This is a genomic window from Bifidobacterium sp. W8110 (genome assembly GCF_016101375.1).
Taxonomy (GTDB): domain Bacteria; phylum Actinomycetota; class Actinomycetes; order Actinomycetales; family Bifidobacteriaceae; genus Bombiscardovia; species Bombiscardovia asteroides.
In genome coordinates this window covers 214,563-238,015 of the sequence record NZ_JACFQO010000001.1, presented here as the reverse complement: position 1 = coordinate 238,015, position 23,453 = coordinate 214,563, and the positions used below count along the sequence as shown (strand labels likewise).

General features: G+C 60.6%; 23 protein-coding genes and 2 tRNA genes. 3 read left to right on the top strand and 22 right to left on the bottom strand.

All coding sequences use genetic code 11. The features are described from left to right. Positions 1–47: 47 nt before the first annotated feature. Together spxB and H3T88_RS00960 are read right to left on the bottom strand one after the other, a co-directional pair. Positions 48–1,802 (bottom strand): pyruvate oxidase, encoded by a 1,755-nt coding sequence (gene spxB, locus H3T88_RS00965; RefSeq protein ID WP_198203240.1) that lies wholly within the window; start codon positions 1,800–1,802, stop codon positions 48–50. Positions 1,803–2,083: 281 nt separating this feature from the next. Next, positions 2,084–2,159: transfer RNA gene (locus H3T88_RS00960), tRNA-Arg, on the bottom strand. Positions 2,160–2,524: 365 nt separating this feature from the next. On the opposite strand from H3T88_RS00960, the gene H3T88_RS00955 reads away from it, so the two are divergent. Beyond that, positions 2,525–3,154, top strand: a complete 630-nt coding sequence (locus H3T88_RS00955; RefSeq protein ID WP_033510829.1) for a hypothetical protein — start codon at positions 2,525–2,527, stop codon at positions 3,152–3,154. A 37-nt stretch (positions 3,155–3,191) separates the two neighbouring features. On the opposite strand, the gene H3T88_RS00950 is transcribed toward H3T88_RS00955, so the two are convergent. From H3T88_RS00950 to H3T88_RS00940, 3 genes are all read right to left on the bottom strand, one after another. After that, the gene (locus H3T88_RS00950; RefSeq protein WP_110417677.1) at positions 3,192–4,157 is read right to left on the bottom strand and encodes a co-chaperone YbbN; all 966 of its coding nucleotides are present in this window, start codon (positions 4,155–4,157) and stop codon (positions 3,192–3,194) included. 117 nt (positions 4,158–4,274) lie between these two features. Next, the gene (locus H3T88_RS00945; protein WP_110417678.1) at positions 4,275–5,300 is read right to left on the bottom strand and encodes a hypothetical protein; all 1,026 of its coding nucleotides are present in this window, start codon (positions 5,298–5,300) and stop codon (positions 4,275–4,277) included. 2 nt (positions 5,301–5,302) lie between these two features. Next, a complete protein-coding gene (locus H3T88_RS00940; RefSeq protein WP_198203239.1) occupies positions 5,303–6,331 on the bottom strand; it encodes a hypothetical protein in 1,029 nt (342 codons plus the stop codon). A gap of 112 nt (positions 6,332–6,443) precedes the next feature. Between H3T88_RS00940 and H3T88_RS00935 the strand changes: the two genes are divergently transcribed. Continuing rightward, a complete protein-coding gene (locus tag H3T88_RS00935; RefSeq protein WP_198203238.1) occupies positions 6,444–7,379 on the top strand; it encodes an FKBP-type peptidyl-prolyl cis-trans isomerase in 936 nt (311 codons plus the stop codon). A gap of 93 nt (positions 7,380–7,472) precedes the next feature. Here H3T88_RS00935 and H3T88_RS00930 read toward each other — a convergent pair whose 3' ends face one another. The 15 genes from H3T88_RS00930 to H3T88_RS00860 form a co-directional block, all read right to left on the bottom strand. Then, the gene (locus H3T88_RS00930; RefSeq protein WP_415873721.1) at positions 7,473–8,369 is read right to left on the bottom strand and encodes a cysteine ABC transporter substrate-binding protein; all 897 of its coding nucleotides are present in this window, start codon (positions 8,367–8,369) and stop codon (positions 7,473–7,475) included. A gap of 98 nt (positions 8,370–8,467) precedes the next feature. Beyond that, positions 8,468–9,343: an amino acid ABC transporter ATP-binding protein gene (locus H3T88_RS00925; protein WP_232347048.1), complete on the bottom strand. Its 876-nt coding sequence runs from the start codon at positions 9,341–9,343 to the stop codon at positions 8,468–8,470. After that, positions 9,336–10,010, bottom strand: coding sequence for an amino acid ABC transporter permease (locus H3T88_RS00920; RefSeq protein WP_015022476.1), 675 nt, complete (start codon positions 10,008–10,010; stop codon positions 9,336–9,338). The genes H3T88_RS00925 and H3T88_RS00920 overlap by 8 nt, the downstream gene beginning before the upstream one ends. Next, the gene (locus H3T88_RS00915) at positions 9,997–10,650 is read right to left on the bottom strand and encodes an amino acid ABC transporter permease (RefSeq protein ID WP_110417682.1); all 654 of its coding nucleotides are present in this window, start codon (positions 10,648–10,650) and stop codon (positions 9,997–9,999) included. Before H3T88_RS00915 ends, H3T88_RS00920 begins: the two co-directional genes overlap by 14 nt. 406 nt (positions 10,651–11,056) lie before the next feature. Continuing rightward, a complete protein-coding gene (gene nrdH, locus H3T88_RS00910) occupies positions 11,057–11,299 on the bottom strand; it encodes a glutaredoxin-like protein NrdH (RefSeq protein ID WP_015022478.1) in 243 nt (80 codons plus the stop codon). A 226-nt stretch (positions 11,300–11,525) separates the two neighbouring features. Beyond that, positions 11,526–12,329: an endonuclease NucS gene (gene nucS / locus H3T88_RS00905; protein ID WP_198203236.1), complete on the bottom strand. Its 804-nt coding sequence runs from the start codon at positions 12,327–12,329 to the stop codon at positions 11,526–11,528. Positions 12,330–12,418: 89 nt separating this feature from the next. Further along, on the bottom strand, positions 12,419–12,715 hold the full coding sequence (locus H3T88_RS00900) for a F0F1 ATP synthase subunit epsilon (protein ID WP_015022480.1): 297 nt from the start codon (positions 12,713–12,715) through the stop codon (positions 12,419–12,421). A 2-nt stretch (positions 12,716–12,717) separates the two neighbouring features. Further along, positions 12,718–14,202 (bottom strand): F0F1 ATP synthase subunit beta, encoded by a 1,485-nt coding sequence (gene atpD / locus H3T88_RS00895; protein WP_029678175.1) that lies wholly within the window; start codon positions 14,200–14,202, stop codon positions 12,718–12,720. An 8-nt stretch (positions 14,203–14,210) separates the two neighbouring features. After that, the gene (locus tag H3T88_RS00890) at positions 14,211–15,161 is read right to left on the bottom strand and encodes a F0F1 ATP synthase subunit gamma (RefSeq protein ID WP_015022482.1); all 951 of its coding nucleotides are present in this window, start codon (positions 15,159–15,161) and stop codon (positions 14,211–14,213) included. Positions 15,162–15,164: 3 nt separating this feature from the next. Then, positions 15,165–16,823, bottom strand: a complete 1,659-nt coding sequence (gene atpA / locus H3T88_RS00885) for a F0F1 ATP synthase subunit alpha (RefSeq protein WP_015022483.1) — start codon at positions 16,821–16,823, stop codon at positions 15,165–15,167. 46 nt (positions 16,824–16,869) lie between these two features. Further along, positions 16,870–17,697: a F0F1 ATP synthase subunit delta gene (locus H3T88_RS00880; protein ID WP_015022484.1), complete on the bottom strand. Its 828-nt coding sequence runs from the start codon at positions 17,695–17,697 to the stop codon at positions 16,870–16,872. 48 nt (positions 17,698–17,745) lie between these two features. Continuing rightward, on the bottom strand, positions 17,746–18,291 hold the full coding sequence (locus tag H3T88_RS00875; protein WP_015022485.1) for a F0F1 ATP synthase subunit B: 546 nt from the start codon (positions 18,289–18,291) through the stop codon (positions 17,746–17,748). A 50-nt stretch (positions 18,292–18,341) separates the two neighbouring features. Then, the gene (gene atpE / locus H3T88_RS00870; protein ID WP_015022486.1) at positions 18,342–18,569 is read right to left on the bottom strand and encodes an ATP synthase F0 subunit C; all 228 of its coding nucleotides are present in this window, start codon (positions 18,567–18,569) and stop codon (positions 18,342–18,344) included. A gap of 129 nt (positions 18,570–18,698) precedes the next feature. Then, positions 18,699–19,514 carry a F0F1 ATP synthase subunit A gene (gene atpB / locus H3T88_RS00865; protein ID WP_015022487.1) on the bottom strand — a complete coding sequence of 272 codons (816 nt, stop codon included), beginning with the start codon at positions 19,512–19,514 and terminating at the stop codon, positions 18,699–18,701. A 191-nt stretch (positions 19,515–19,705) separates the two neighbouring features. Next, positions 19,706–20,752, bottom strand: coding sequence for a homoserine O-succinyltransferase (locus H3T88_RS00860; protein WP_198203235.1), 1,047 nt, complete (start codon positions 20,750–20,752; stop codon positions 19,706–19,708). Between the two features lie 95 nt (positions 20,753–20,847). Between H3T88_RS00860 and H3T88_RS00855 the strand changes: the two genes are divergently transcribed. Next, positions 20,848–20,924 (top strand) — tRNA-Met (locus H3T88_RS00855). Between the two features lie 173 nt (positions 20,925–21,097). Here H3T88_RS00855 and H3T88_RS00850 read toward each other — a convergent pair. Together H3T88_RS00850 and H3T88_RS00845 are read right to left on the bottom strand one after the other, a co-directional pair. Further along, positions 21,098–22,624: a DUF2130 domain-containing protein gene (locus tag H3T88_RS00850; RefSeq protein ID WP_198203234.1), complete on the bottom strand. Its 1,527-nt coding sequence runs from the start codon at positions 22,622–22,624 to the stop codon at positions 21,098–21,100. Positions 22,625–22,749: 125 nt separating this feature from the next. After that, on the bottom strand, positions 22,750–23,148 hold the full coding sequence (locus H3T88_RS00845; protein WP_198203233.1) for a hypothetical protein: 399 nt from the start codon (positions 23,146–23,148) through the stop codon (positions 22,750–22,752). Positions 23,149–23,453: the final 305 nt, after the last annotated feature.

Sequence of the window (23,453 nt, the reverse complement as noted above, 5' to 3'; positions counted from 1 at the left end):
ACACCGTCCACTATAGGAGTGCCCGCCCAGCAGAAGCGGTACCAGTCTCAGCCCTTGCGAGCCTCCTGACCCATCCAGTAGGCCAGGGAGCGCAGGTCGCCGGCCTCGTAGGTCTTGACGAATTTCTCGACCTGGTCCGGATCCGAGCAGGTCTCCGGGAACCGCATATAGCGGGTATCCAGAGGGCTGGCTCCTGTCAGCTTGATGTCAATGACCGAGGACCTGTCGGCCTTGCGGGCCTCTGAGAAGGCATGACGGGCATCGGCCACCGTGCGCACGGTGAAGCCCAGGGCGCCCATGCCCTCGCCGACCTTGGCCCAATCGGTGTCGGGCAGGTCCACTCCGCTCAGGGGCTGATGGCTGTCGTCGCGCTGCTCGGCCTCGATGTAGCCCAAGGACTGATTGGAGAAGACCACGTTGATGACCGGTGCATGGTACTTGAGCTGGGCCAGCACCTCTTCGCCGAGCATGGCGAATCCGCCGTCGCCGCTCAGGGAGTAGACGGTCGATTCCGGATGCTCCAGCTTGGCGGCCAAGGCGGCCGGCACGGCGTAGCCCATGGTGGCGTGCTTGCCGGAGACTGTCCAGCGGTTGGAGGGCTTCAGATGCAGCAGACGCAGGAAGTCGATGTCCACATTGCCCACGTCGGGGATGACAATGTCATTGTCCTCAAGCTGCTGATCGATGATGTGGTAGACGGGCTCGGGCCTCAAGGGCGTGCGGGTGTCTTCGTTGAAGGAGGCCAGCCACTGGTCCCAGTTCTCCTTGCTGCGCAGGCAGGCCCGGTAGAAGACGGACTCCTCCTGGTCCTGGCCGGCGGCGGTTATTGCCTTGAGGGCCTCGCGGGCGTCGGCCTGGATGGCCAGAACCACGTTGGCCTGGAAGCGCTTGCCCAGCTTGACCGGGTTCAGGTCGATCTGGATGACCTTGGTGTTGGGAGTGACGAACATGGACCCGAAGGGGTTGTCCGAACCCACCCAGACCGTCAGATCCGAGGTGTAGATGGCCTCCGTGGCGGTCTTGGTGGCCACACGGCCGGCCGACTGCAGGTAGGCAGGATAGGTGTCCTCCACGATCCCCTTGGCCGGGAATGTGGAAACCATGGGCATCTTGAAACGCTCGGACATGGCGACCAGTTCATCGCGGGCCCCGGCAGCGCCCTGGCCGAAGTAGAGCAGCGGCGCCTTGGCGGACTGAATGATCTCAACCGCCTTGCTGACCTGGTCGGCCGCAGGCTTCAGCGGCTCCGGCTTGCGGAAGTTAGGCGCAGATGCCACCGGGCGGTCGTCGATCTCAGCCCAGGCCAGATCCTTGGGGATGATGACCACGGAGACCCCATGGCTGGCATAGGCGCGGCGGATGGCCTCGTCCACCAGGGCCGGCAGACCTTGGGCGTTGGTCGCGGCCCGGGCGAATACGGCCACATCGGTAAAGATAGGCACCTCGTCCATGGCCTGGAAGAAGTCCATGTTCATAAAGGCCTGGGGCACCTCACCCACCAGGGCCAGCACCGGCACGCCGTCCTCGCGGGCATCGTAGAGGCCGTTGAGCAGGTGGACGGCACCGGGACCCGACGATCCGAAGCAGACACCGATCCGGCCGGTCAGCTTGGCCTCGCCGGCGGCTGCCAGGGCTCCGGCCTCCTCATGACGAACCTGGATGAAATCGATGCGCTCGCGCTCATTGTGGATGGCGTTCATCATAGAGTCGAAGGAACCGCCGGGCAGGCCATAGATGCGCGGCACCCCCCACTGCTCCAGGACGTGAAGGACAGCATCCCCTGCATTGATTCGATTGGCCATGTGAACTCCTTTGCTTCACCGGGGAAAGGATGCTCCGCCACAACGCGGAAGCGTCGATCCTCCCCGACGTTCGGTCTTACCCTTTTACTATGGCACCTGGAAACGAAGACACAAGCGGGCCGAGGGCCATGTTCCTCAAAAGCTTAGTGATTCACCACACATATCGTGACGCCAGGAGTGCGCTTACCTCATCCAGTAGATGCCGCAATCTCGGTCATTGTGACAGACAAGATCGTCTAAAGAAAAATCCCTGCGCTCTCCCTGCTGCAGGGATTGTATCCTGGTGGGCTCGAAGGGATTCGAACCCTCGACCTTCTGTTCCGGAGACAGACGCTCTATCCGCTGAGCTACGAACCCGACAACCACTTTCCAGTGGACAACAGAGACCATACTAGGACATTTTGCACAGTTTCGCACCCATGCGCGTCTTCACGTGTCGGTTAAGCTCATGCCGACATCGGCGTGTTACCCCAGGATTTCAGGCGTTTCGTGGGTATCGTGATGGCAAGGCTTCGTGCCACCGCCCCGGTTGCGCCATTGCATCCTCATGCGGTGGCGCGAAGCCGCCAACATTCCCGGATGATCTTCTCTCGGGATAGACTCCACTGTAGTTCCTTCACCCAGCCATCACAAGCGGCCTTCACATACCTGGACAACCCGAATGGGTCATGAACAGCAGATGGTGGCCGCGCCCGGCCTACCGTACCATGGGATGCATGGGCGTGAATGAAGACGAGGACGATTTCGAGTTCGAGCGCAGATTCTTCTGCCGGGACCTTCCCCGGGAGCTGCTCGGGGAGAGCCGACCGACCCTGATTGTGCAGAGCTACTACGTGCATGAGGACAACTTCGCTCTTCGTGTGCGTCTGCAGGGCCAGGTGGATCCGGTGGTGCCCATGACGGCCCGGACCGATGCCCTCCACACCCTGCTTGAGGAAGGCGACCACTTCGACGCTGCCTCAATGACGGCCAAGGGGCCCTCCGTCGGCGGCACCCGCTACGAGGCTGAACGGGCCATCGATCCGGGAATCGCCCTGGAGCTGATCCTGCGGGGCGGCATTCCCATCGTCAAGAACCGGTATGGGGTCTGGCTGGATGAGGATTGGTGGAACCTGGATGTCTTCGGGGATGGGAACGCCCCCCTGGTGGTGGCCGAGGTGGAGCGGACCGGGCCGGTGACCGACCTGACCATCCCTGATTTTTGCGCCACGGAAATCACCGACGACCCGCGGTTCTCCAACGACGGACTGGCTGACCACCCCTTCGGCAACTGGGCGGCTGATTTCGACCGGGAGCTAAAGGCCAGCGGACCACGCTTCCTTACCAACTTCGACGGGAACCGAGAATCCTGATCAGGCTACCGGCCAATGCCAGTACCCGGTAGCCTGATCAGTACATCAGCGTGGACAGACGACGACGGGCCTTGGCCAGCCGAGGATCGGTCGGTTCAGGAATGACGAAGTACTCCAGCAGACGGCGGCGGATGGGATCGGTCTGATCCCGGTGCCCGGCCAGAAAATCGAGCAGGCGATCGAAGGCGTCCTGGATCTGGCCGCCGATCATGTCCACATCGGCCACATCCAACTGAGCCTGCAAGTCGTCAGGGGCATCGGCAGCCGCCTGACGGACCTTGCGAACATCGGCCTGGGCTGACCGGGCCATCAGCAGGCACTTGGCCTGTTCGCGCTTGGCCAGATCGTCGGTCGAATCTGCCTGGACCAGCTTGCCGTAAGCCTCGGCTGCAGCTGCATAGTCGCCCTCCTGGGCCAGCCGGTGGGCCTCTTGATGGGCAGGCGGGATGGCATCGGCCGCTGCCTGACCAGCCTGCTGGTCCTGTGCCTGGTCGTTGGTCTCCTGGTAGGGGGCGCTGCCGGTGATGCCGGCCTTCTGCGCCATCTGGACCACCTGTGGGATGAGCTGATCGGTGATCTGGTTCATTTCCTCATCGGTGGGCAGTCCTTGCAGGATGGGCATGGGCCTGCCGGCCAACAGGGCAAAGAGGGCCGGGGCATCCTGCACCTGGAAGGTCTGGGCGATCTGCGGATTGGTCGCGATGTCGATACGGGAGAGCTGAATGCGCCCCTCCAGGGCGTTGACGGCCTGGGCCAGACGTGTGGCCAGGGGGAAGAGGCGGTCATCGGTGGGTACCCAGAGCAGAATCAGAATGGGGAAGGTGGCAGAGGTCTGAACCATGGCCTGGAAACTGGCCTCGGTTGTATCGATAACGTAGCCGCCGGCAGCGGGCGCCCCTCCCTGCTGGCCTGGCTCGGCATCAACCTGGTGCTTGAGTGCGCCCAGGTCGACTGCTCCTGCCAGCGAGACGCCCGGCTGCCCCTGCCCGTTTTTGTTCGCCATGTCAGTCCTCCTTAACCTGGCGGCCGCCGACTGCAGCTTCGGTCCGCCCTCGAATGCAAACTCCTGGAAGCCAATCTAGTCTAAAGTCCGGGCTTTCACCTAGCGCAATCCCGCCGTTCAGACCGCTTCCACCTTGATGGGCTCACGCTCGGCGCCCACGGCCCTAATGGGCTCATGCGAGTCCGCCGAGGGCACGTAGAGGGCGATCACGTTGACATAGGTGACCTTCATGGTGCTGGTGGGCTTGCCCTGTCCAAAGAGGGCCTTCTCGGCATCCGATGCGGGCGAGGACTCGCGGCCCTCACCCGCCTGCCTGATCCAAACCGAATCGATCCGGGCCACGACCAGGTCGCCTCCATCGGAGGAGTGCATGACCCGCAGCTGTCCCTGCGCCGGCGTGAAGGTCTGCGACTGGCTACCCTTGTTGGCTTGAATCCCCTGCTGGACCACCTGAGTCAGCGTACCCAGGGAGTTGCGGAAGTCATCCTGGGCGAACTCCTTGGCATATTTGCTGCCCTGGGGATTCTGCAGGAGGTCGGCATAGCGGCGCACGGCCTCCACCGGCGTGGCCTTGAGACCCTGATCGTCGCCCTGCCCCATCCTGGCACCGATGGTGGCCACCGGGAACTTGGGCAGCTGGGCTCCTTGGAAGAGCCGTGCCACACCCCAGAGCTTATAGTTCTCATGGGCGGACTCCTGATCCAGAACCAGGAGGCGCTTGGACTGCTGATCCTGCGTGGTGGTGGTAATCGAGAAAACCGAACGTGGCCAGCCCGGATCGCCGGGGATGACCGTCTGGGCGATGGTGGTGGGGATGGTCGTCTTGGGATCCAACTGCCCGGTGGCCCGGGCTATGGTCAGCTCGCTGGTGCGGATCTCCAACTGGGGGCCGCTGACCCGCTGGTCCAACCCGGCCGGGTCTTTGGCCTCGTTGGCCTGATCCAGAACAGCCCCGATGTTCTTACGGATACGGGCCTCCTGGGCCGGGGTCAGGTTGGGCGCGGGAGCTGTGGTTGCAGTGCTCTGAGGTTCGGTCCGGCTGGTTTGCGGAACCTGCCCTTCGCAGGCGGACAGCCCCGGCAAAAGGACCAGGGACAAGGCCAGTGCCGCTGCAACCCCTACCCTGTTCATCGGCTTGTTCATACTCATGGGCGCTCCTCCTCCCCCTCGTGGGCAAGCCTGGCCAGGTAGGAGGCCATCTCCTGACTGCTGATGACCCTGGTGGACGACTCATCGTCGGCTCTCCGGTCGCCGCCCTCCTGTTGGTCAGCGACCAGATTCCGGTTGCGCGGATCAATCACCACCGGCGGCCTGGGCGGGGGTCCTGGATCCCCCTGCCGCGCCTGGCCACGAGCGTGACGAAGACGTCGCCCTGAAGCCGGACTATGCCGATTTCCGAGACCAGGCAGAATGGCGCTTCCCAGGGCCTGGATCACACTGACCTCAGGAGGCTCCTCAGTCTCCTGTTCAGGTTCGATTTGTTTGCGGCGCTTGACCGGATCCATGGCGAAGACCGTGGCTGAAAGAACGGCCAGCAGGGCCAGAAGCCCGCCGGCGAAGTAGAAAGGCATGGCGAAGTTGGGCAGCTTGTCCCGCTCCCAAAGCATCTCCAGCCCAAGGGAGGGGGAACCCTGGGAAACTGCGACCAGCAGAACTGCCTGCGGATCATCGGTCTTCAGGGACATGGAAACGCTGCTGTCGGAGCAGGTGACCTGCTTCCACATGTCCGAATCCTGAAAAGCCACGCCCGGATCACTTTTGACGGCCTTGCCAGGGCTGGTGTCCCTGCCGACGGACAGGGTCTGCCAATCATCCAGACCGCGCACCCGGGCCACATCATGTCCGGCCGTCCAACCAGCCGCATCCTTGGCAGTGGTCAGGGCCATACAGACGGTAGGCTTCTGCGAATTCCGATCTGCGGACGCGGCGGTTCCAGTCGACGCCGCATCCACACGCATGGTCACTCTGTTGTCCACCAGGGGAAGCACACCTGGATCGGTCACTACGTAGGCTGCCTTCGTACGCGCATGCGCATCAACATGAGCCGAAGGCTTCCAGACCGTGCCGTTGAGAATACCCAGCACAATGGCCGTTACAGCCAGCAGCCCGAAGATGGGGGTGACGATGCCGCGCATGATCATGCTGTGACGCGATGGCTTGTCAGGCCGCGTCATCTCATCTTTTTCCTCGGGTACTTGCTCCATATTATCGACATTCTACCGTCGGCACCCTATGAGATGGTTTCCAGCACCGGGAAATCACCCATAAGCCCTAAACTGGTCTTCCATGACCATCATCGCAAGAAAATCAGGCAGCCAGCGTCTGTTGGGCGCCATAACCGCTCTGACTCTATGTCTTGGACTGTCGGCCTGTAGCGGTAAAGCCGACGGAGGCGGGCACTCGGGCGACACCATGCAGGGCGTATCAGCCAGTGGCAAACCTGGCAGCAAGCCCGACATCAGCTTCAAGACTCCTTTTAAGGTCGAGAACCAGACCCATCAGGTCATCCAGGAGGGCAATGGCGAGGTCATCCGCGATGGGGATCGCGTATGCACAAGGAGCCTGGCCCTGGACGCCAAGACCGGCAAGGTGATCAACTCCACCTGGGACAACAGCAGCCCGGAGTGCTCCATCGTCGTCAGCAAGAAAGCCATCCCGGCCTACTATGACACCTTCAAGGGCCTCAAGGTCAACTCCACCGTGGCCGTGGGCATAGATGAGTCGGGCTCCGGCAGCAGCCAGGCGACCGACTCCTATATCATGGCCCTGACCTTCGTCTCCCGGTCCAAGAACCTGACCCGTGCCCAGGGTCAGAAGGTGACCGACCTGCCCAGCGACCTGCCCAAGATAAGCCTTGACGACAAGGGCAAGCCCTCCCTGGACCTCAACGGCTACCAGCCCAAGGGAGGACTGGTCGTCCAGACCCTGATCAAGGGCGAGGGGGCCAAGGTCGGCGAGCATCAGAGCGTCAGCGCCAACTACACCGGCTGGCTGGCATCCGACGGCAAGCAGTTCGACTCCTCCTGGGACCGGGGGCAGGCCAGCGACTTCAGCCTGGATCAGGTGGTCAAGGGCTGGCAGCAGGGTCTGGCCGGCCAGACGGTAGGCTCTCAGGTCCTTCTGGTCATTCCGCCCGAGCTGGGCTACGGCAGCCAGAAACAGCAGAGCATCCCAGCCAATTCGACCCTGATTTTCGTGGTCGATATCCTGGCCGCCTACTGATCCGGCAATCCCACAACTCAGACAGACAGGGGCCCGATCCATCCAGTCGCATTCGGATGGGTACGGGCCCCTGTCATAAACCAGACGGTCGGGTCAGTCCTTGCCGCCCTCGACCACAATCTCGTCGGGGTTGGCCGCGCTGCCGTAGACCGGCTCCAGGGTCTTGAGGTAGTCCTCATGGAAGAACCGCTCCTGGCCCAGCTTGACCAGCTCTTTATTGATGTAGTCCAGCAGGGGTTTGTTCCCCTTGCGCACGGCCGGGGCGATGACCGCCTCGTCCCCAAGCTTGGTGATGCCCACCGAGAAGCCCTTGTTGGCCTTGGCCCATGCCAGCACCTCGGTGTTGTCGGTGCTCATGGCATCGCCGCGGTGGTCCAGCAGAGCGTTGTAGGCATCGGCGTACTGGTCATACTTCTGCAGCTTGACTTCCGGGTAGTGCTGCTCGAAGTAGGGCTCAGCCGTGGTCCCCTTGGCGATGATCAGGGTCTTGCCGTTCAGCTCCTTGACATCTTTGATCGGCGCCGAATCCGGGGAGACCACGCCCAGGAAGACCTTCATATAGGGCTTGGCGAAGTCCACCTTGCGAGCGCGATCATCGGTGACGGTGAAATTGGCCAGAACCACGTCCACCTTGTTGCTGGACAGCACGTCCACCCGGGCGGCCGGATCCACCGATGTGTATTCGGGCTTGACGCCCAGGTCCTTGGCCAGGCGCTCGGCCAGGACCACGTCGTAGCCCTGGTTCTTGCCGTCCTTGTCCACGTAGCCGAAGGGGGCCTTGTCGGTGAAGACCGCCACCTTGAGCTTGCCGGACTTGGTGATCTGCTCCGGGGTGCGCGCGGACCCGGATGCCGCCGAAGAGCCGGAGCTGCTTGCCGAGCCGCTTCCAGCGTCACTGGGGGTGGCCGCCGAAGGGCCGCAGGCCGCCATGGAAGCCATCATCGCAATCGTCGCCCCCGTGGCCAGCGCCGTCCGTATCAATCGGTTCATTACCCTTGCGGTCATGATCCCTCTTTTCCTGTTCTCTTTCCTATGGCCGCCCCTGGGGACGGTTCCGGCGAAGGCCGCCGGACGAATATGCGCAGTCCTCATTGGGACTCCTGATCCTGGTCCTGATCCCGCCTGCGCTCGTAGGTGAAGGTGGACAGGAAGCGCTGCGCCCGGTCAGTGGCCGGGTGGGTGAAGAAGGCCTCCGGGTCGTCGGACTGCTCAACCAAGGCGCCTCCATCAAGAAGGACGATGTGGTCGGCGATGCCCCTGGCGAAGGCCATCTCGTGGGTGACGATCATCATGGTCAGCCCCTGGTCGGCCAACTCCAGAATGACCTGGAGGACCTCGCGTACCATCTCAGGGTCCAGAGCCGCGGTCACCTCGTCGAAGAGCATGATCTCGGGGTGGAGGATGAGGGCCCGGCAGATGGCCACCCTTTGCCGCTGACCTCCCGAAAGCTGGCTGGGCCAGGCATCCCGGCGGTCGGCCAGACCCACCCGATCCAGCAGCTCCAGTGCCTCCTGACGTGCCTGGTCCCGCTTGCGCTTCTGGACCAGGACGGGTGCCAGGGTCACGTTGTCCAGCACGGTCCTGTTGGGGAAGAGGTCGTAGCTCTGAAAGACCATACCGATCCTGGTACGCAGGTCGGAGCTGCGGCTGCCCGACATCAGGCCTCCAGCACCTCCCCTGTGCTTGCCCAGGGGGTGACCGGTCTCCACCACTTGACCGTCCAGAAAGATCCGGCCGCCCTGTATGGGCTCCAGCCCGGCAATGGTCCGCAGCAGGGTGGACTTGCCTGAGCCAGAGGGTCCCAGGACCACAAAGACCTTGCCCTTGGGCACCTGGAAGGAGATGTCATTGAGCACAGGGCTCTGCGCCTGCGGATACTGCTTGACCAGATGCTCGACGGTCAGCACCGCCCGCTCCTCCTCTTTGTCCTGTGGCTGGTTCGCCGTCGTTTGCCCCTCAGTCATGGGCCCACCTCTTTTCCAGATGCCGGGCCACCAGGGACAGGGGCCAGCAGATGAAGAAATACATGAAGAAGATCACCCCGTAGATCCAGAGGGTCGCCTGGGGATAGGCGAAACGGTTGGCGTCGATGATCTGCTGACCGACCTTGATGACCTCGATGACGCCCAGCAGGGCGGCCAGGGAGGTGGTCTTGACAATCCTGGTGGCCAGGTTGACGCTTGCCGGCAACAGCCGGCGCAGGGCCTGGGGAAGGATGATCCTGGAGAAGGTCTGCCAGGACCCCAGTCCCAACACGTAGGCCGACTCCACCTGGGTGCGGGGGATGGACTCCAGGGCCCCGCGAACCAGATCGCCCAGCTCGGCCCCACCCCAGAGCACAAAGACCAGCAGGCAGGCGCCGGTGGCATCCAGATTCAGGTTCCATGCCCTGGACAACCCGTAGAAGGCGATGAAGAGCAGAGCCAGCTGGGGCATGATGCGGATGAAGTCCAGATAGATCCTCATCAGAAAGCGAATCAGGGGGTTGCGCAGGGTCATCAGCCATCCGACCACCAACCCCAGGGGCAGGGAGAGCAGGACCGAGACGCCGGCTATCCAGACGGTCACCCAGAGACCCTGGAAGAGCCTGGGCATGACCCCTGGCTGGAAGAGCACCTCAACGCCGTGCATAGTCGAACCTCCGTTCAAGAACGGTGCCGATGACGGAGATGGGCAGCAGGATGACCAGATAGGTGACGATGAGCAGGGTCAGCGACTCGTAGGTGTCGTAGGAGGTGCCCATCAGATCCTTAGTGACATACATGACATCGGCCAGAGCTATGGCCGAGACCACCGAGGATTCCTTGATAAGGAAGATGATGTTGGCCACCACGCCCGGTATGGCGCTGCTCAGGGCCTGGGGCAACACGATCCTGGACAGGGTCTGAGCTCGCGTGAATCCCAGGACGCGGGCTGACTCGATCTGCACCTGAGGCACCGCTTCCAGCCCGCCACGCATGGCCTCGGCCATGTAGGAGCCACCCAGGAAGGCCAGCCCGACGATGGCGCAGGTCTGGGCGCTCCAGTTGACCCCAAGCTTGGGCAACCCGAAATAGAGAAAGTAGAGCTGAACCAGGAGCGGGGTGTTTCTTGACAGCTCGATGTATATCCTGGCCACCTGCGAGAGCAGGGGGATCCTGAAGACCTCCAGCCCGGCACAGACCAGCCCGATCAGCATGGAAAACACCACGCCAAAGAAGGAGATGAAGACAGTTACATAGGCCGCGTTGACGAAGAAGTGCAGATTCTGCGCCATGAAGGTCCAATTCATGCCCTCACCTCCCTACTTGCTCGCGTCCTGTTCATCGTTTCCTCTTCACTGCTTCTCGCCCGCTTCCCGCTGACTGTGGCACATGGTCGACAATCCTAGAGAAGACGAGCCGCTTTTCTCTGCTTTTGGATATACGAATACCGGATACCGCGTTATCATCCGCTATCACAGCAACCTGGACGGCGATTCGCAATCATGCTGAAGCCATCCGGGCTGTCGGCAATTCATACAGCAACTGGACGGTACGAACGAGATGGCCCAGGTCGGCAAAGGCTGACCGACACCTGCAGATCGTACCTGCCGAAAACTTGTAGGCGCGCACCGGGTTTTTATGAACCCGACTGCTCACCAAGCCATCAAAAAAGCCCGATTCACATATTCGTGAACCGGGCTCCGAGTGCTTTGATCAGGCAAAAACCTTGGCGCTCTGTGCTACCTTCCTGATCAGATCGGGGCGATACCCGCTCCACGTCTCCTGGTCAGTGACTACGATTGGGGTCTGCTTGAATCCCTGGGCGATGAACTGGTCGATCAAGGTCTGATCCTCGGTCAAATCCACCTGCTCGAACTCCAGCCCCTGCTTGGTCAGCTGACGCTTGGTGGCATCACACTGGGGACAGTGCGCCTTGGTGTAGACCGTGATGGACATGATCGCCTCTCCCTTAAATGCAGCCGTGATGTTCCGAGCTCTATAGCCCTCTGCTCGGAACCTGATGATTGCACTCTACACACTCCCAGGCGCTGGCACAATACCACCTGTAGTGGCGTGTCAGGCCACCAACCCCAATATCTAGTAGTCTTTCAAGTCTTTCAGGCCTAAGAGAGGATATATGTGAGCTATCTTACATACATGTTGTTTAAGACCGAAAACCGGCTTAGAAGAGGGTCAGTTCGTCGCTGTCAGCGCCCTTCATGGCCTCGTAGTCCAGGATCAGGCACTCGAATCCCCTGTCCTCGGCAAGAACCCTGGCCTGGGGGGTGATGGTCTGGGCCGCGAAGATCCCGCGGACCGGGGCCAGCAGGGGGTCGCGGTTGAGCAGGCGGCAGTAGCGGGTCAGCTGTTCCACCCCGTCAATGCCGCCATGCCGCTTAATCTCGATGGCTACATGCCGTCCCTGGCCGTCCACGGCCATGATGTCCACCGGGCCGATGGGCGTGGGATACTCCCGGCGAACCAGGGTGGCTCCTGGGCCGATCCGGTCGATCTGTTCGGCCAGATAGCGCTGCAGGTGTGCTTCCACACCGTCCTTGACCAATCCGGGGTCCACGCCAAGGTCATAGCTGTCGTCGGCATAGACCTGGTAAAGACTGATGGTCAGCACGTCGCTGGATTTCACGGCCGAAACACGCAGAACCTTACGGACAGGCCGAGCCTGGTCCTGATCCTGCTCCTGGGCGATCAGCGCATCGGGCGCGGCAGCTTCGGCTACCTCGTCCGGCCCCGTTCCGGCCACTGAATCAGCCTTGACACCCAGGACGTCCTCGCTTGTCTCCTCGGGTTCGATCTCCCTGATGGTGCAGGGGGCGCACATCCAGTTCAGGGGTTTGTATGAGCCCAGTTCCGAAAAGATCAGACAGCTCATGTCGGCCTTGATCAGCAGAACGCGCCTGGCCGGCGGCAGGCTGGCATTGAGACGCCCGGAGTATTCGGCGGAGCAGTCGGCAACAATGATTCGCACAGGTGCCAATATATCAGTCGCCGTTCCGGCCGAGAAAGAAAAAGCCCGGCCGATGCGAGTGCGCCAGCCGGGCGGAAGAGGAAAGGAAGTCAGGACTGCTGTCCCTGATCGGCATCCTCCAGGTAGTGATCCACGGCCACGGTCAGCTTATTGCTGTCGAAAGAGGCGAATCCGCTATCCACATGGAAGGACTGACGACCGCCATCGGTGGCCTGAACCCGGATGTTGCCCTCCTGCAGCAGGGCCAGCACCGGCTCGTGGTCGGGCATGATGCCCATGGACCCCTGGGTGCCGGGCACGGTGACCGACCGCGCCTGGCCCGACCAGATCGGCCTGTCCGCCGAGACGATGTTGACCTGCATGGAGGCCTTGCCTGTGTCCGCCATGACTACCGGTATTCCTTCTGCATGTCATGCCACTTGTGCTCAAGATCGTCGATGCCGCCGATGCCGGAGAAAGCCTGCTCGGGCACGTCGTCATAGGCGCCGTCGCAGATGCGGGTGAAGGCCTCGATGGTCTCGTCCGCAGGCACGTAGGAGCCCTTGCGACCGGTGAACTTTTCGGCCACATAGAAGTTCTGGCCCAGGAACTGCTCGATCTTGCGGGCGCGGTTGACGGTGGTCTTGTCCTCCTCGCCCAGCTCGTCGATGCCGATCAGAGCGATGATGTCCTGGAGCTCCTTGTTCCTCTGCAGGATGGCCTTGACCCTGTTGGCGCAGTCGTAGTGGGCCTGTCCCACGTAGCGTGGGTCCAGAATCCTGGAGGTGGACGCCAGCGGATCCACAGCCGGGTAGATGCCCTGGGAGGCGATGTCACGGCTGAGCTCGGTGGTGGCGTCCAAGTGGGCGAAGGTGGTCGCAGGAGCCGGGTCGGTGTAATCATCGGCCGGCACGTAGATGGCCTGCAGGGAGGTGATGGAGTGGCCCCTGGTGGAGGTGATCCTCTCCTGCAGGGCGCCCATCTCGTCGGCCAGGTTGGGCTGGTAGCCCACGGCTGAGGGCATGCGGCCCAGCAGGGTCGAGACCTCTGAGCCGGCCTGGGTGAACCGGAAGATGTTGTCGATGAAGAGCAACACATCCTGGTTCTCCACGTCGCGGAAATACTCCGACATGGTCAAGGCGGTCAGAGGCACGCGCAGACGGGTCCCCGGGGGCTCGTCCATCTGGCCGAAGACCAGTGCGGTCTTCTCCAGCACGCCGGCCTCGTCCATCTCGCCGATCAGGTCGTTGCCCTCACGGGTGCGCTCGCCCACACCAGCGAAGACGGAGACACCGCCGTGGTTCTGCGCCACGCGCTGGATCATCTCCTGGATGAGCACGGTCTTGCCCACGCCTGCGCCGCCGAACAGGCCGATCTTGCCACCCTCCACATAGGGGGTCAGCAGGTCGATGACCTTGATGCCGGTTTCGAACATCTGGGTCTTGGACTCCAGTTGGTCGAAGGCGGGCGGGTTGCGATGGATGGGCCACCGCTCGGTGACCTTGATCTGCTCACCCTCCTTCTTGTTGAGGATGTTGCCGGCCACGTCGAAGACGTGGCCCTTGGTCACGTCACCCACGGGCACCATGATGGGCCCGCCTGTATCGGTGACAGTGGCGCCTCGAACCAGGCCGTCGGTGGGCTTCAGAGCCACGGTACGGACCGTGGAATCGCCCAAGTGCTGCTCCACCTCCAGCATGATGGTGGTCAGCGATTCGCCCTCGGTGTCCGAAGACTTGCTCAGATTTACGGTCAGGGCATTGTAGATGTCCGGCAGATGGCCTGCCGGGAACTCCACATCGATGACCGAACCCTGGACTCGGGTGACGCGCCCCTTGGAGGCCGAATCCGGCTTGCGGCTCGCTGTGGTCGGCTGTTCTTGCTGTGCAACCATTGGCGTTCCTACTCTTCCTCTTTGTTGAGCGCATCGGCGCTGCCGACGATCTCGGTAAGTTCCTGCGTGATGGCCGCCTGACGGGTGGCATTGAGCCTACGGGTCAGGTCGTCGATCAGCCCCTTGGCGTTATCGGTGGCGGTATGCATGGCGTTCTGCCTGCTGGCGGTCTCCGAGGCCGCCGAAGTGAGCAGGCATTCATGGATGCGCGACTGAATGTACTTGGGCAGGACGGCATCCAGCACCTCCTGGGAGCTGGGCTCGAAGTCATAGAGGGCCGTATAGCGGTCGCCCTTAGGTCCATGCTCATCCTCCGGCACAGGGGCATCAATGGCCTCCTCAGGCTTCTCCTGGTCAGGCCTGATCAGCTCCAGGGGCAGCATGCGCAGCACCCGAACCTTCTGCACCACCATGTTGATGAATTCAGTGAAGACGATGTAAAGCTCGGAGACGCCCCCCCTGGCTGCTGGAGTCATATAGGTTTCCAGCAGCGCCTGGGAAATCTCCCTGGCCACATCCACACCGGGCCGATCGCTGTCGCCCTCCCAGGTCTTGACGATGCTGCGGTTGCGGTAACGGTAGTAGGAGACGCCGCGACGACCGTAGACGAAGAGCTGTGGCTGTCGGCCCTGCTGGTCCAGGCGGGCCAGCAGAGATTCCGTCTCGCGGATGACCGAGGAGGTATAGGCCCCTGCCATGCCGCGGTCGGCTGTAAGCGCCAGCACAGCCACGCGCGGGTTCTTCTCGTCCTTCCTGACAATGGGGTGCCGGATGTCGTCCGTGTGGGCCACCAGGGCCTGGACTGCATCGAAGATCGCATCGGAGTAAGGCTTCGCTTCCTGGGCCACGGTCCTGGCCTTGGCGATATGCGAGGAGGCTATCATCTCCTGGGCATTGAAGATCTTCTCCAGTGCCGAAGTGGAGGCGATCCTTGACTTGAATGCGAGTTGTGAGGCCATGGTCTACCGCTTCCCGGCCTTGCTGCCGCTCTTGCCATCGGCCACCAGCTTCTCCTGCTGGACGTCCACCGGCTGCTCCTGATCCTGATCGGCCTTGTGGCCGTCCAGGGTCTGGCCCTTGTGGGTCACGAAGGTCTTGGCGAACTCGTCAACGGCCTTATCCAGAGCCTTCTCGGTGTCGTCGGTGAAGTCCTCCGTGTCGCGGATGGTCTTGAGGATGTCGGTGTTGTGGTCCAGGTAGTCCAGGAGCCCTGACTCGAAGGGCAGCACGTCCTCCAGGTCCAGATCATCCAGCTTGCCATGGGTGCCCACCCAGACCGAAACGACCTGCTTCTCCATGGAGTAGGGCGTGAACTGGGGCTGCTTGAGCAGCTCGGTCAGCCTGGCGCCACGGGTCAGCTGTGCCTTGGAGGCGGCATCCAAATCCGAGGCGAACATGGCGAAGGACTGCAGGGAGCGATACTGGGCCAGGGAGATCTTCAGGGTCGAGGAGACCTTCTTCAGAGCCTTGGTCTGTGCGGCACCGCCCACGCGGGAGACCGAGATGCCCACGTCCACGGCGGGACGCTGGTTGGCGTTGAACAGATCGGACTGCAGGAAGATCTGACCGTCGGTGATGGAGATCACGTTGGTCGGAATGTAGGCCGAGACGTCGTTGGCCTTGGTCTCGATGATGGGCAGACCGGTCATGGATCCGCCGCCCAGGTCATCGGAGAGCTTCGCGCAGCGCTCCAGCAGACGCGAATGCAGGTAGAAGACGTCGCCTGGGTAAGCCTCACGCCCCGGCGGACGGCGCAGCAGCAGGGAGATGGACCGGTAGGCCTCGGCCTGCTTGCTCAGATCGTCGAAGACGATCAGGACGTGCTTGCCGCCGTACATCCAGTGCTGGCCGATGGCCGAACCGGTGTAGGGGGCAATGTACTTGAAGCCTGCGGAGTCGGAAGCCGGGGAGGCCACGATGGTGGTGTACTCCATGGCGCCGGCCTCTTCCAGAGAGGAACGGACCGAGGCGATGGTGGTGCCCTTCTGGCCGATGGCCACATAAATGCACCGCACCTGCTTCTTGGGGTCTCCGGACTCCCAGTTGCGCTTCTGATTGATGATGGTATCGATGGCGATGGCCGTCTTGCCGGTCTGACGGTCGCCGATGATCAGCTGACGCTGACCGCGTCCGATGGGTGTCATGGCGTCGATGGCCTTGATGCCGGTGGCCAGGGGCTCGTCGACGGGATGCCGGTGCATGACGTCGGGGGCCTGAGCCTCCAGGATTCTGCGGCCCTCGCTCTTGATTTCTCCCAGGCCGTCGATGGGCTCGCCCAGAGGGTTGACCGTACGCCCCAGATAGCCGTCGCCGACGGGCACCGAAAGCACCTCGCCGGTCCTGTGGACTTCCTGGCCCTCTTCGACACCTGCGAAGTCGCCCAGGATGACCACGCCGATCTCTCGGGCGTCCAGGTTGAAGGCCAGTCCCAGCGTGCCGTCTTCGAAGGTCAGCAGCTCGTTGGCCATACAACCAGGCAGTCCCTCCACATGCGCAATGCCGTCACCGGCCGTACGAACGTAGCCCACCTCCTGGGTGGGGGTGTCCGTCGGCTTGTAGGACTCGACGAACTGGTCGAGCGCCTTGCGCACCACGGCGGGATCAATGGTCATTTCTGCCATGATCACTCCTTATTTCTGTTCTTGTTCAAGTCTGTCGGTTCTCCGCTCATCCTGCCACGGCCATCCGCCGCTTCAGGTGCTTGAGCTGGGTGGCCACCGTGCCATCGGTGGAGACCGAGCCGTACTGGACCTTCATGCCGCCTATAACCGAGGGGTCAACCACCGAGTTGATGTGGACCGGCTTGCCCAGCTTGCGCCCGTAGACCTCCTGCAGGCGGCTGATCTGCTCGTCCTTCATGGAGACCGCCGTGGTGACGGTGACCATGACCTGGTCCATGTGTTCCGAGAAACGATCCACCAGCCAAACGATGGTGTCAGGGAAGCGACGTCCACGCAGATCGATGGTGGCATTCAGGGCCATCTGCTCGGTGACCGGATGCATATGCTGCCCAGCCAGGAGAGCCCTGAGCAGGTCGGCTCGAGCCCTGGAATCGCTGTATTCGTCCGAGAGCCGGAAGAGCACCAGAGGCATCCCGAGCAGGGCCGAGTGAATCTCAGCCAGCTCGCCGGCTACCTGGTTGGTGATGCCCAAAGCATCGGCGTAATAGGCGGTGGCATCCACGGACATATCCTCGGCCGCATTGGCGATGTGCACTACACGGCTCCACTGATGATTGGTCAGGTCATGGAGGATGTCTACGGTCAGCGGATCGGCTTTGTCGGCCAGGATGGTGTCGATCACCCGCCACTTGTCCTCAGCCGGACGGGAAGGGTCGGTCAGCGCACGCTCCAGGGGCCTGTTGGCATCGAGCAGGGTCACGAAGGTATAGAGCTCCATGGCCACGCGGAGGGCATCCTTCCCCTTGCTCTTGAGCAAAGGGGCATACTTGGCCCTGGTCTCCTTGTCGGAGCTCAGCGAAGTCTCTCCTCGCATGTCACCTCCCTTTTCGCGGAATCAACGTACCCATCGTCCGCCAATCAGTCATCGTGCCTGCCGCTTGTCCGAGGACTGCCCGCCCTGGTCCGCAATGATCGAGTCGATCATGGAGGACTGCACGGCATCATCCTGAAGCTGCGAGCCCAGGATTTTGCCGGCAAGAGCCGTAGCCAGCGTGCCCACCTCGCCCTTGAGCGAGACCAGCGCCTGCTGCTGCTGGGACTTGAGGGATCTCTGGGCGTTCTCGGTGATCTGGTTGGCCTCGGTCTCGGCACGGGTCCTGGCATCCGCCACGATCCTGGAGGCCTCAGCGCGGGCGTCATCCCGGATCTGGGAAGCCTCAACACGAGCCTTGCTCAGCTGATCCTGATACTGCTTGCGGGCCTGATCCGCATCTTCACGAGCCTTGGCGGCCTTCTGGATGTTGCCCTCGATCTTGGACGAGCGCTCATCGAAGATGGCCTGGAACTTGGGCATGAAGAACTTGTAGAAGAAGACGGCCAGAATGACCAGGATGACCAGCGACCAGAAGATGTCGTAAATCGGAGGAATAAACAGCTTGATCCCTTTGCCTGCCGCTAGAGCGTACATTGGCTCCTCCTTTCCTTTATCGAAGCCGGATCATGCAGGAATCGCACGGCTCAGGCGATGAAGAGCGCCACGAAGCCCAGCAGGGCCAGCACCTCGATCAGAGCCAGGCCGATGAACATGGTGGTGCGCAGCTGTCCGCTGATCTCAGGCTGGCGAGCCATGCTCTCGACGGTCTTGCCGACGGCGATGCCCAGACCCAGCGCGGGGCCGAGAGCTGCAATGCCGTATCCCAGGATGCTCAGATTGCCGGAGACCTCAGCAAGTGTGATGATGTCCATTTATTTTCCTTTCCTCCACCGTTGCCGGTTCTTGGATTGTGGTTCGGCCCCGACCCCCGTCTACTGGTCGGAACCAACGAATATGTGGGCTGCGACCGCCTGAAGCGCCGGCCGCAGCTTGTTTTTCGCTCAACCTTCTTCAGGGTAACTCATGGAGATGTAAACCGTGGTCAGGATGGCGAAGATATAGGCCTGAAGGGCCGCCACGAAGATTTCAAAGGCCGTCAGGGCGAAGCCCAGAACGAACCAGCCCACGCCAGCCAGGGCCAAGAGCTTGTTGCTGGCCTCGATGATGTAGAACTGGGTGAAGGCCAGACTGACCGCCACCAGCAGATGGCCGGCGATCATGTTGGCAAAGAGTCGGATGGTCAGAGAGGCCGGCTTGACGATGACCATCTCCAGCAACTGGATGGGCGTCAGAATAATATAGAGAGGCCATGGCACACCCGCTGGGAAGAGCTCCGACTTGAAGTAGCCCCAGACGCCCTGCTCCCGGAATCCCGTTACCATGTACTGGCAGAAAGTCCAGATGGCGAAGACCAGAGGCATGGTGATAGTGGCCGTGGCCGCTATGTTCATGCCTGGCACGATGCCACAGAGATTGAAGACCAGGATGGTCAAGAAAATTGTCGTGATCATGGGCACGTAGCGCTTGCCCCGAATTTCGCCCAGGGTGTCATAGACGACCGAGTCACGGATGAACTCAATGACCCACTCGATGGCCCCCTGCCAGCGGGAGGGAATCAGCTTGGCCCTTGCCGCCGTGATTCCCAGCACCAGAAGGATAATGACCATGGCCACGAACCTGATCAGGATGATCCGGTTCATGGCAAAGGGCGTTCCCTGGAAAAGAATCTCAGGAGGCAGGAAATCTTCGATGGTGGGTAGCTCGCTCGGCTTGGCCATGGCCAGACTGAAAGCTTCACTTCCCATTGCCTCTAGCATCTATCGCCTCCTGAACGACACAGTGAACACTATAGCGCGCACGCGACTCATGGCTGCACCGTATGGGTAGTGTAGCCCACACCAAGAGCCACGGTAACCATGGATTCATCCAGTGTGTCACAGATAGTGGCCACACGTCGAATCCGCCCCGCGGTGTGGACAGGTTGATAACGGATTTAATCCAAACGTCATTAACTATTAACAACGCCGGGAATAAGCCCGTACCCGTCACCAGACAAGGGACGATATCCGTCGGCGCGTGGGCTTCCAGGAGCGTGTCTGATGGATCGGTCGGTGCCTAGTTGGCCCGCCGCTCGCAGAGTCGGCACCTGGTTCAGGTCGTAAGGGGTGGTCTCGTAGACCCAGTTCAGCCAATTGCGCCAGAGCAGGTTGGCATGGGCCCGCCAGGAGAAGACCGGCTCCAATGTCGGATCGTCGTGAGGGTAGTAGTTGACCGGGAAAGGCACCTGACCCAGGCCCTTGGCCATGTCACGCTGGTACTCGTGAGCGAGAGTGTCACGGTCGTACTCCCAGTGGCCCAGCACGAAGATCTCCGAGAAATCCTGGGTGCAGATAAGCCCTGAACCCGACTGGGGACCCCAGGTCAGTACCTGCAGATCAGGACAGGCCCGCACCTGGTCCTCGTCCACCCCGGCCCAGCGGGAGTGGGGCTGCAGGGCTATCTCGTCGAAGCCATTGGTGATGAAGCAGTACTCGTCCTGCAGATACTGAGGAAAGACCCCGAAGACCTTGCGATCCAGGTCGCGCTTGGCGATGCCGTGGCGGTAATAGAGCCCGGCCATGGCCCCCCAGCACAGATAAATAGTGGAGAAAACATGGGTAGAGGCCCAGTCCAGAATGCGGGTCAGTTCCTCCCAGTAATCGACCTGCTCGAAGTCCATCTGCTCCACTGGGGCACCCGTCACGACAAGACCGTCATAACAGTTGTCCTTGAAGGAATCCAGATTCTCGTAGAACTTGACCAAGTGATCCATGCTGGTGTGCACGGCCTGATGGGTGGAAGTCTTCATGAAGTCGATCTCCACCTGAAGCGGTGACTTGGAGATCAGCCGCAACAGCTGGGTCTCGGTCTCCACCTTGGTAGGCATCAGATTGAGGATGACCAGCCTGAGCGGACGCATCTCCTGGCGCTCCGCCTCGTGGCTTTCCAGGGCGAAGATGCGCTCCGAATCCAGGATGGATCTGGCCGGCAATCCGGTGGGGATGGTGATAGGCATGATTCCATTATGGCCCAGCGTAGGCCTTCCCACACACGGACTTGACAAGTGCGCTGGAATCCGTAACATAGATAACTGCTGTGTTAAACAGCCGACGCGGGGTGGAGCAGTTCGGTAGCTCGCTGGGCTCATAACCCAGAGGTCTCAGGTTCAAATCCTGACCCCGCTACCAATATGGCTCGGAATCGTTTGAATTCCGAGCCTTTGTTTTTCTATCTCAGCATATTTGCGGAAAATCAGAACAGTTACTGACATGGTGCAACCAGTTATGGTTAAACATCCCCACTACAAAATCAGAGAAGCCGTCTACATCCAACCCCTCACATGGCTGCACCGTTCCTGGTCTCAGTCTCCTATGGCTTTGGACTTCTTTACTTCGTCGAACTTGGCCTTCATGGTTTCATTGTTTCTGGTCAGTCTTCGTATGGTCACGTCCTGTGCCTTGTTGTTGGCCAGGCGAAGCTGGTTCTCGGAGCCCAGCAGGGCATCCTTGATCTTGTTCAGGTGGTTGATGGATTTGTCAATCTCCTCCACTGCGGTCTTGAACTTTTTCGAGGCGATATCATAATTGCGGCCAAAAGCGCTCTTGAAAGACTCCAACTCATCCTCAAAATGCGCTATATCGATGTTCTGCGCCCTCTCCTCTTCAAGTTCGTTCTTGTATTGCAAAGAGTTCTTGGCAGCATCACGAAGCAGGGTGATTATCGGTATGAAGAACTGCGGGCGGACGACATACATTTTCGGGTAGCGATAGGAGACATCCACGATACCCGTGTTGTACAGGTCGCTGTCAGGCTCCAGCAGGGAGACCATGATGGCGTACTCGCAGTGCTTCTCCCGCCTGTCCTTGTCGAGCTCCTTGAAAAAGTCCTCGTTCTTGTGCTTGGTGGAGGTGGTGTCCGTCTCATTCTTCATCTCGAACATGATGGACACGATCTCCGTGCCGGAATCATCCTTGTCGCGGAAGATGAAGTCACCCTTGCTGCCCGTCCTGGCATCGTTGTCCTTCTCGAAGTAGGCATTGGGGAAGGCCGTGGACCGCAGCTTGTTGAATTCGATCTGGCAATGCTGCTCAAGCGTCTCCCCCACCATCTTGGTGGACAGCTTCGCCTTCAGGTCACGCAGACGCTCAATCTGATCATCACGATCCTGGATTTGGACCTCGTAACGCTCCTTGAGGGACCTGGCCTCGACCTTCCTCTGCAGCTCCGCCTTGTCCAGACTGCTCTTCAACTCTGCTATCTCGGAATCCTTGTCCGCAACGACCGCCTGCAGCCGCGACTTCAGCTGCTCCTTGGAGAGCTTCTCCTCCGATTCCTTCTCAAGCTGCAGCCTCTCAAACCTGCCCTTGAAATCATCGCGCTCCTTCTCCACAGGACTCAGCGCTTGTGCAAGCTCCTGCTTCTTCTGCAAATCAAAAGCATCCAGTTGATTCTGCAACTTGACGATCTCGGCATCTTTGTCCGCAGCCGCCTTCTGTAACTCGCTCTTGGAATTGGCCTCTGCCAGATCGAGCGCCTGTTGCTTCTCCGACTCGGCCTTGTCCAGCTTGGCGCTCAAATCGTCTTTCTCCTTCTCGACCTTCCTCAAGGCTTCTGAAACAGCCAGTTCCTTTGCAGCCTGCTCGGATTCCAGCTTTGCCTGCAGCTCCTGTATCTGGGCGTCCTTAGCGCTTTTGGTTTTCTGCAGCGTCTGTTCAGCCTGCGCCTGGTCAAGTTCGCGGATCTTGCTATTCTCCCTTTTGGCCTGCTCAAGCCGTTCATGAAGCTGCTTGTCAAAATCCTTGTCACGAACCTGCTTCAGAATATCGGCATATCCGGCCTCGTCAATGGTGAATGCGGTTCCGCATTTGGGACAAATAATCTCGGCCATATGCAACCCTTTCTTTACGAACCTGTGCAAAAAACTACCCTTGCTCTAAGCAGTCTCCGCTGAAAGCCGAGTACCTACGACACTTAGACACTTATTAAAGCTATATTTGATTTACGTTAATGCCATTACAAGGATTCAATAATCATGGACCAGGTGATGATCCTGCGGATTGCGCCGCAAGCTCGGCGATGGTCTCCCGCCTGCCTCGCAGCCTCAAAAGCTGCTGCTACGATGGACTCTTCAAGGCCAGCCGCCTCGGCAATCCACAGCAGCGACGCAGCGTTCTCCAATTTGTTATAACAATTTTTAGCACTGTTATTCGGCCTCTGCCGAGAATAGGCGCCCAATCCATGGGTTGCATTATCTGCAAACCACTGCACCATATGCTGTTTTTCTGTTCTTGCATGCGTATCCGGCGAATTGTGCACCTCGCTAAGGTACCTATCGGAATACGGATAATGTGAACGCTTGAAACGCAACAAATGCGAAAAAGCAGCACAGCTCATATCGTTTCCACTTGCCACGTGAGCCTTCCTCATTAAAGGTTAACTTCAACTTTTACGTTAATTGTATCAGCGGGGAATAATGGCATGCGCAGTTGGCAATTAGTCCGAAGGCATTGCTCAGGCCACATCTATGAGACTGGGAGATGGGTTTGTGTTTACTACCCAATTTCCAACCGGGTGCGCTTGGGTCCCCAGCATTTTCACCAGTGTCACCATAAAACGCCATGCAAAGGAAAATACTCTGGGCCCACTTGCCGTGGCTCTTGTAGGTGTCCGGTCGATACAGTACCCTCAGCTCGCACATTGCATTGCGCCTACAAACT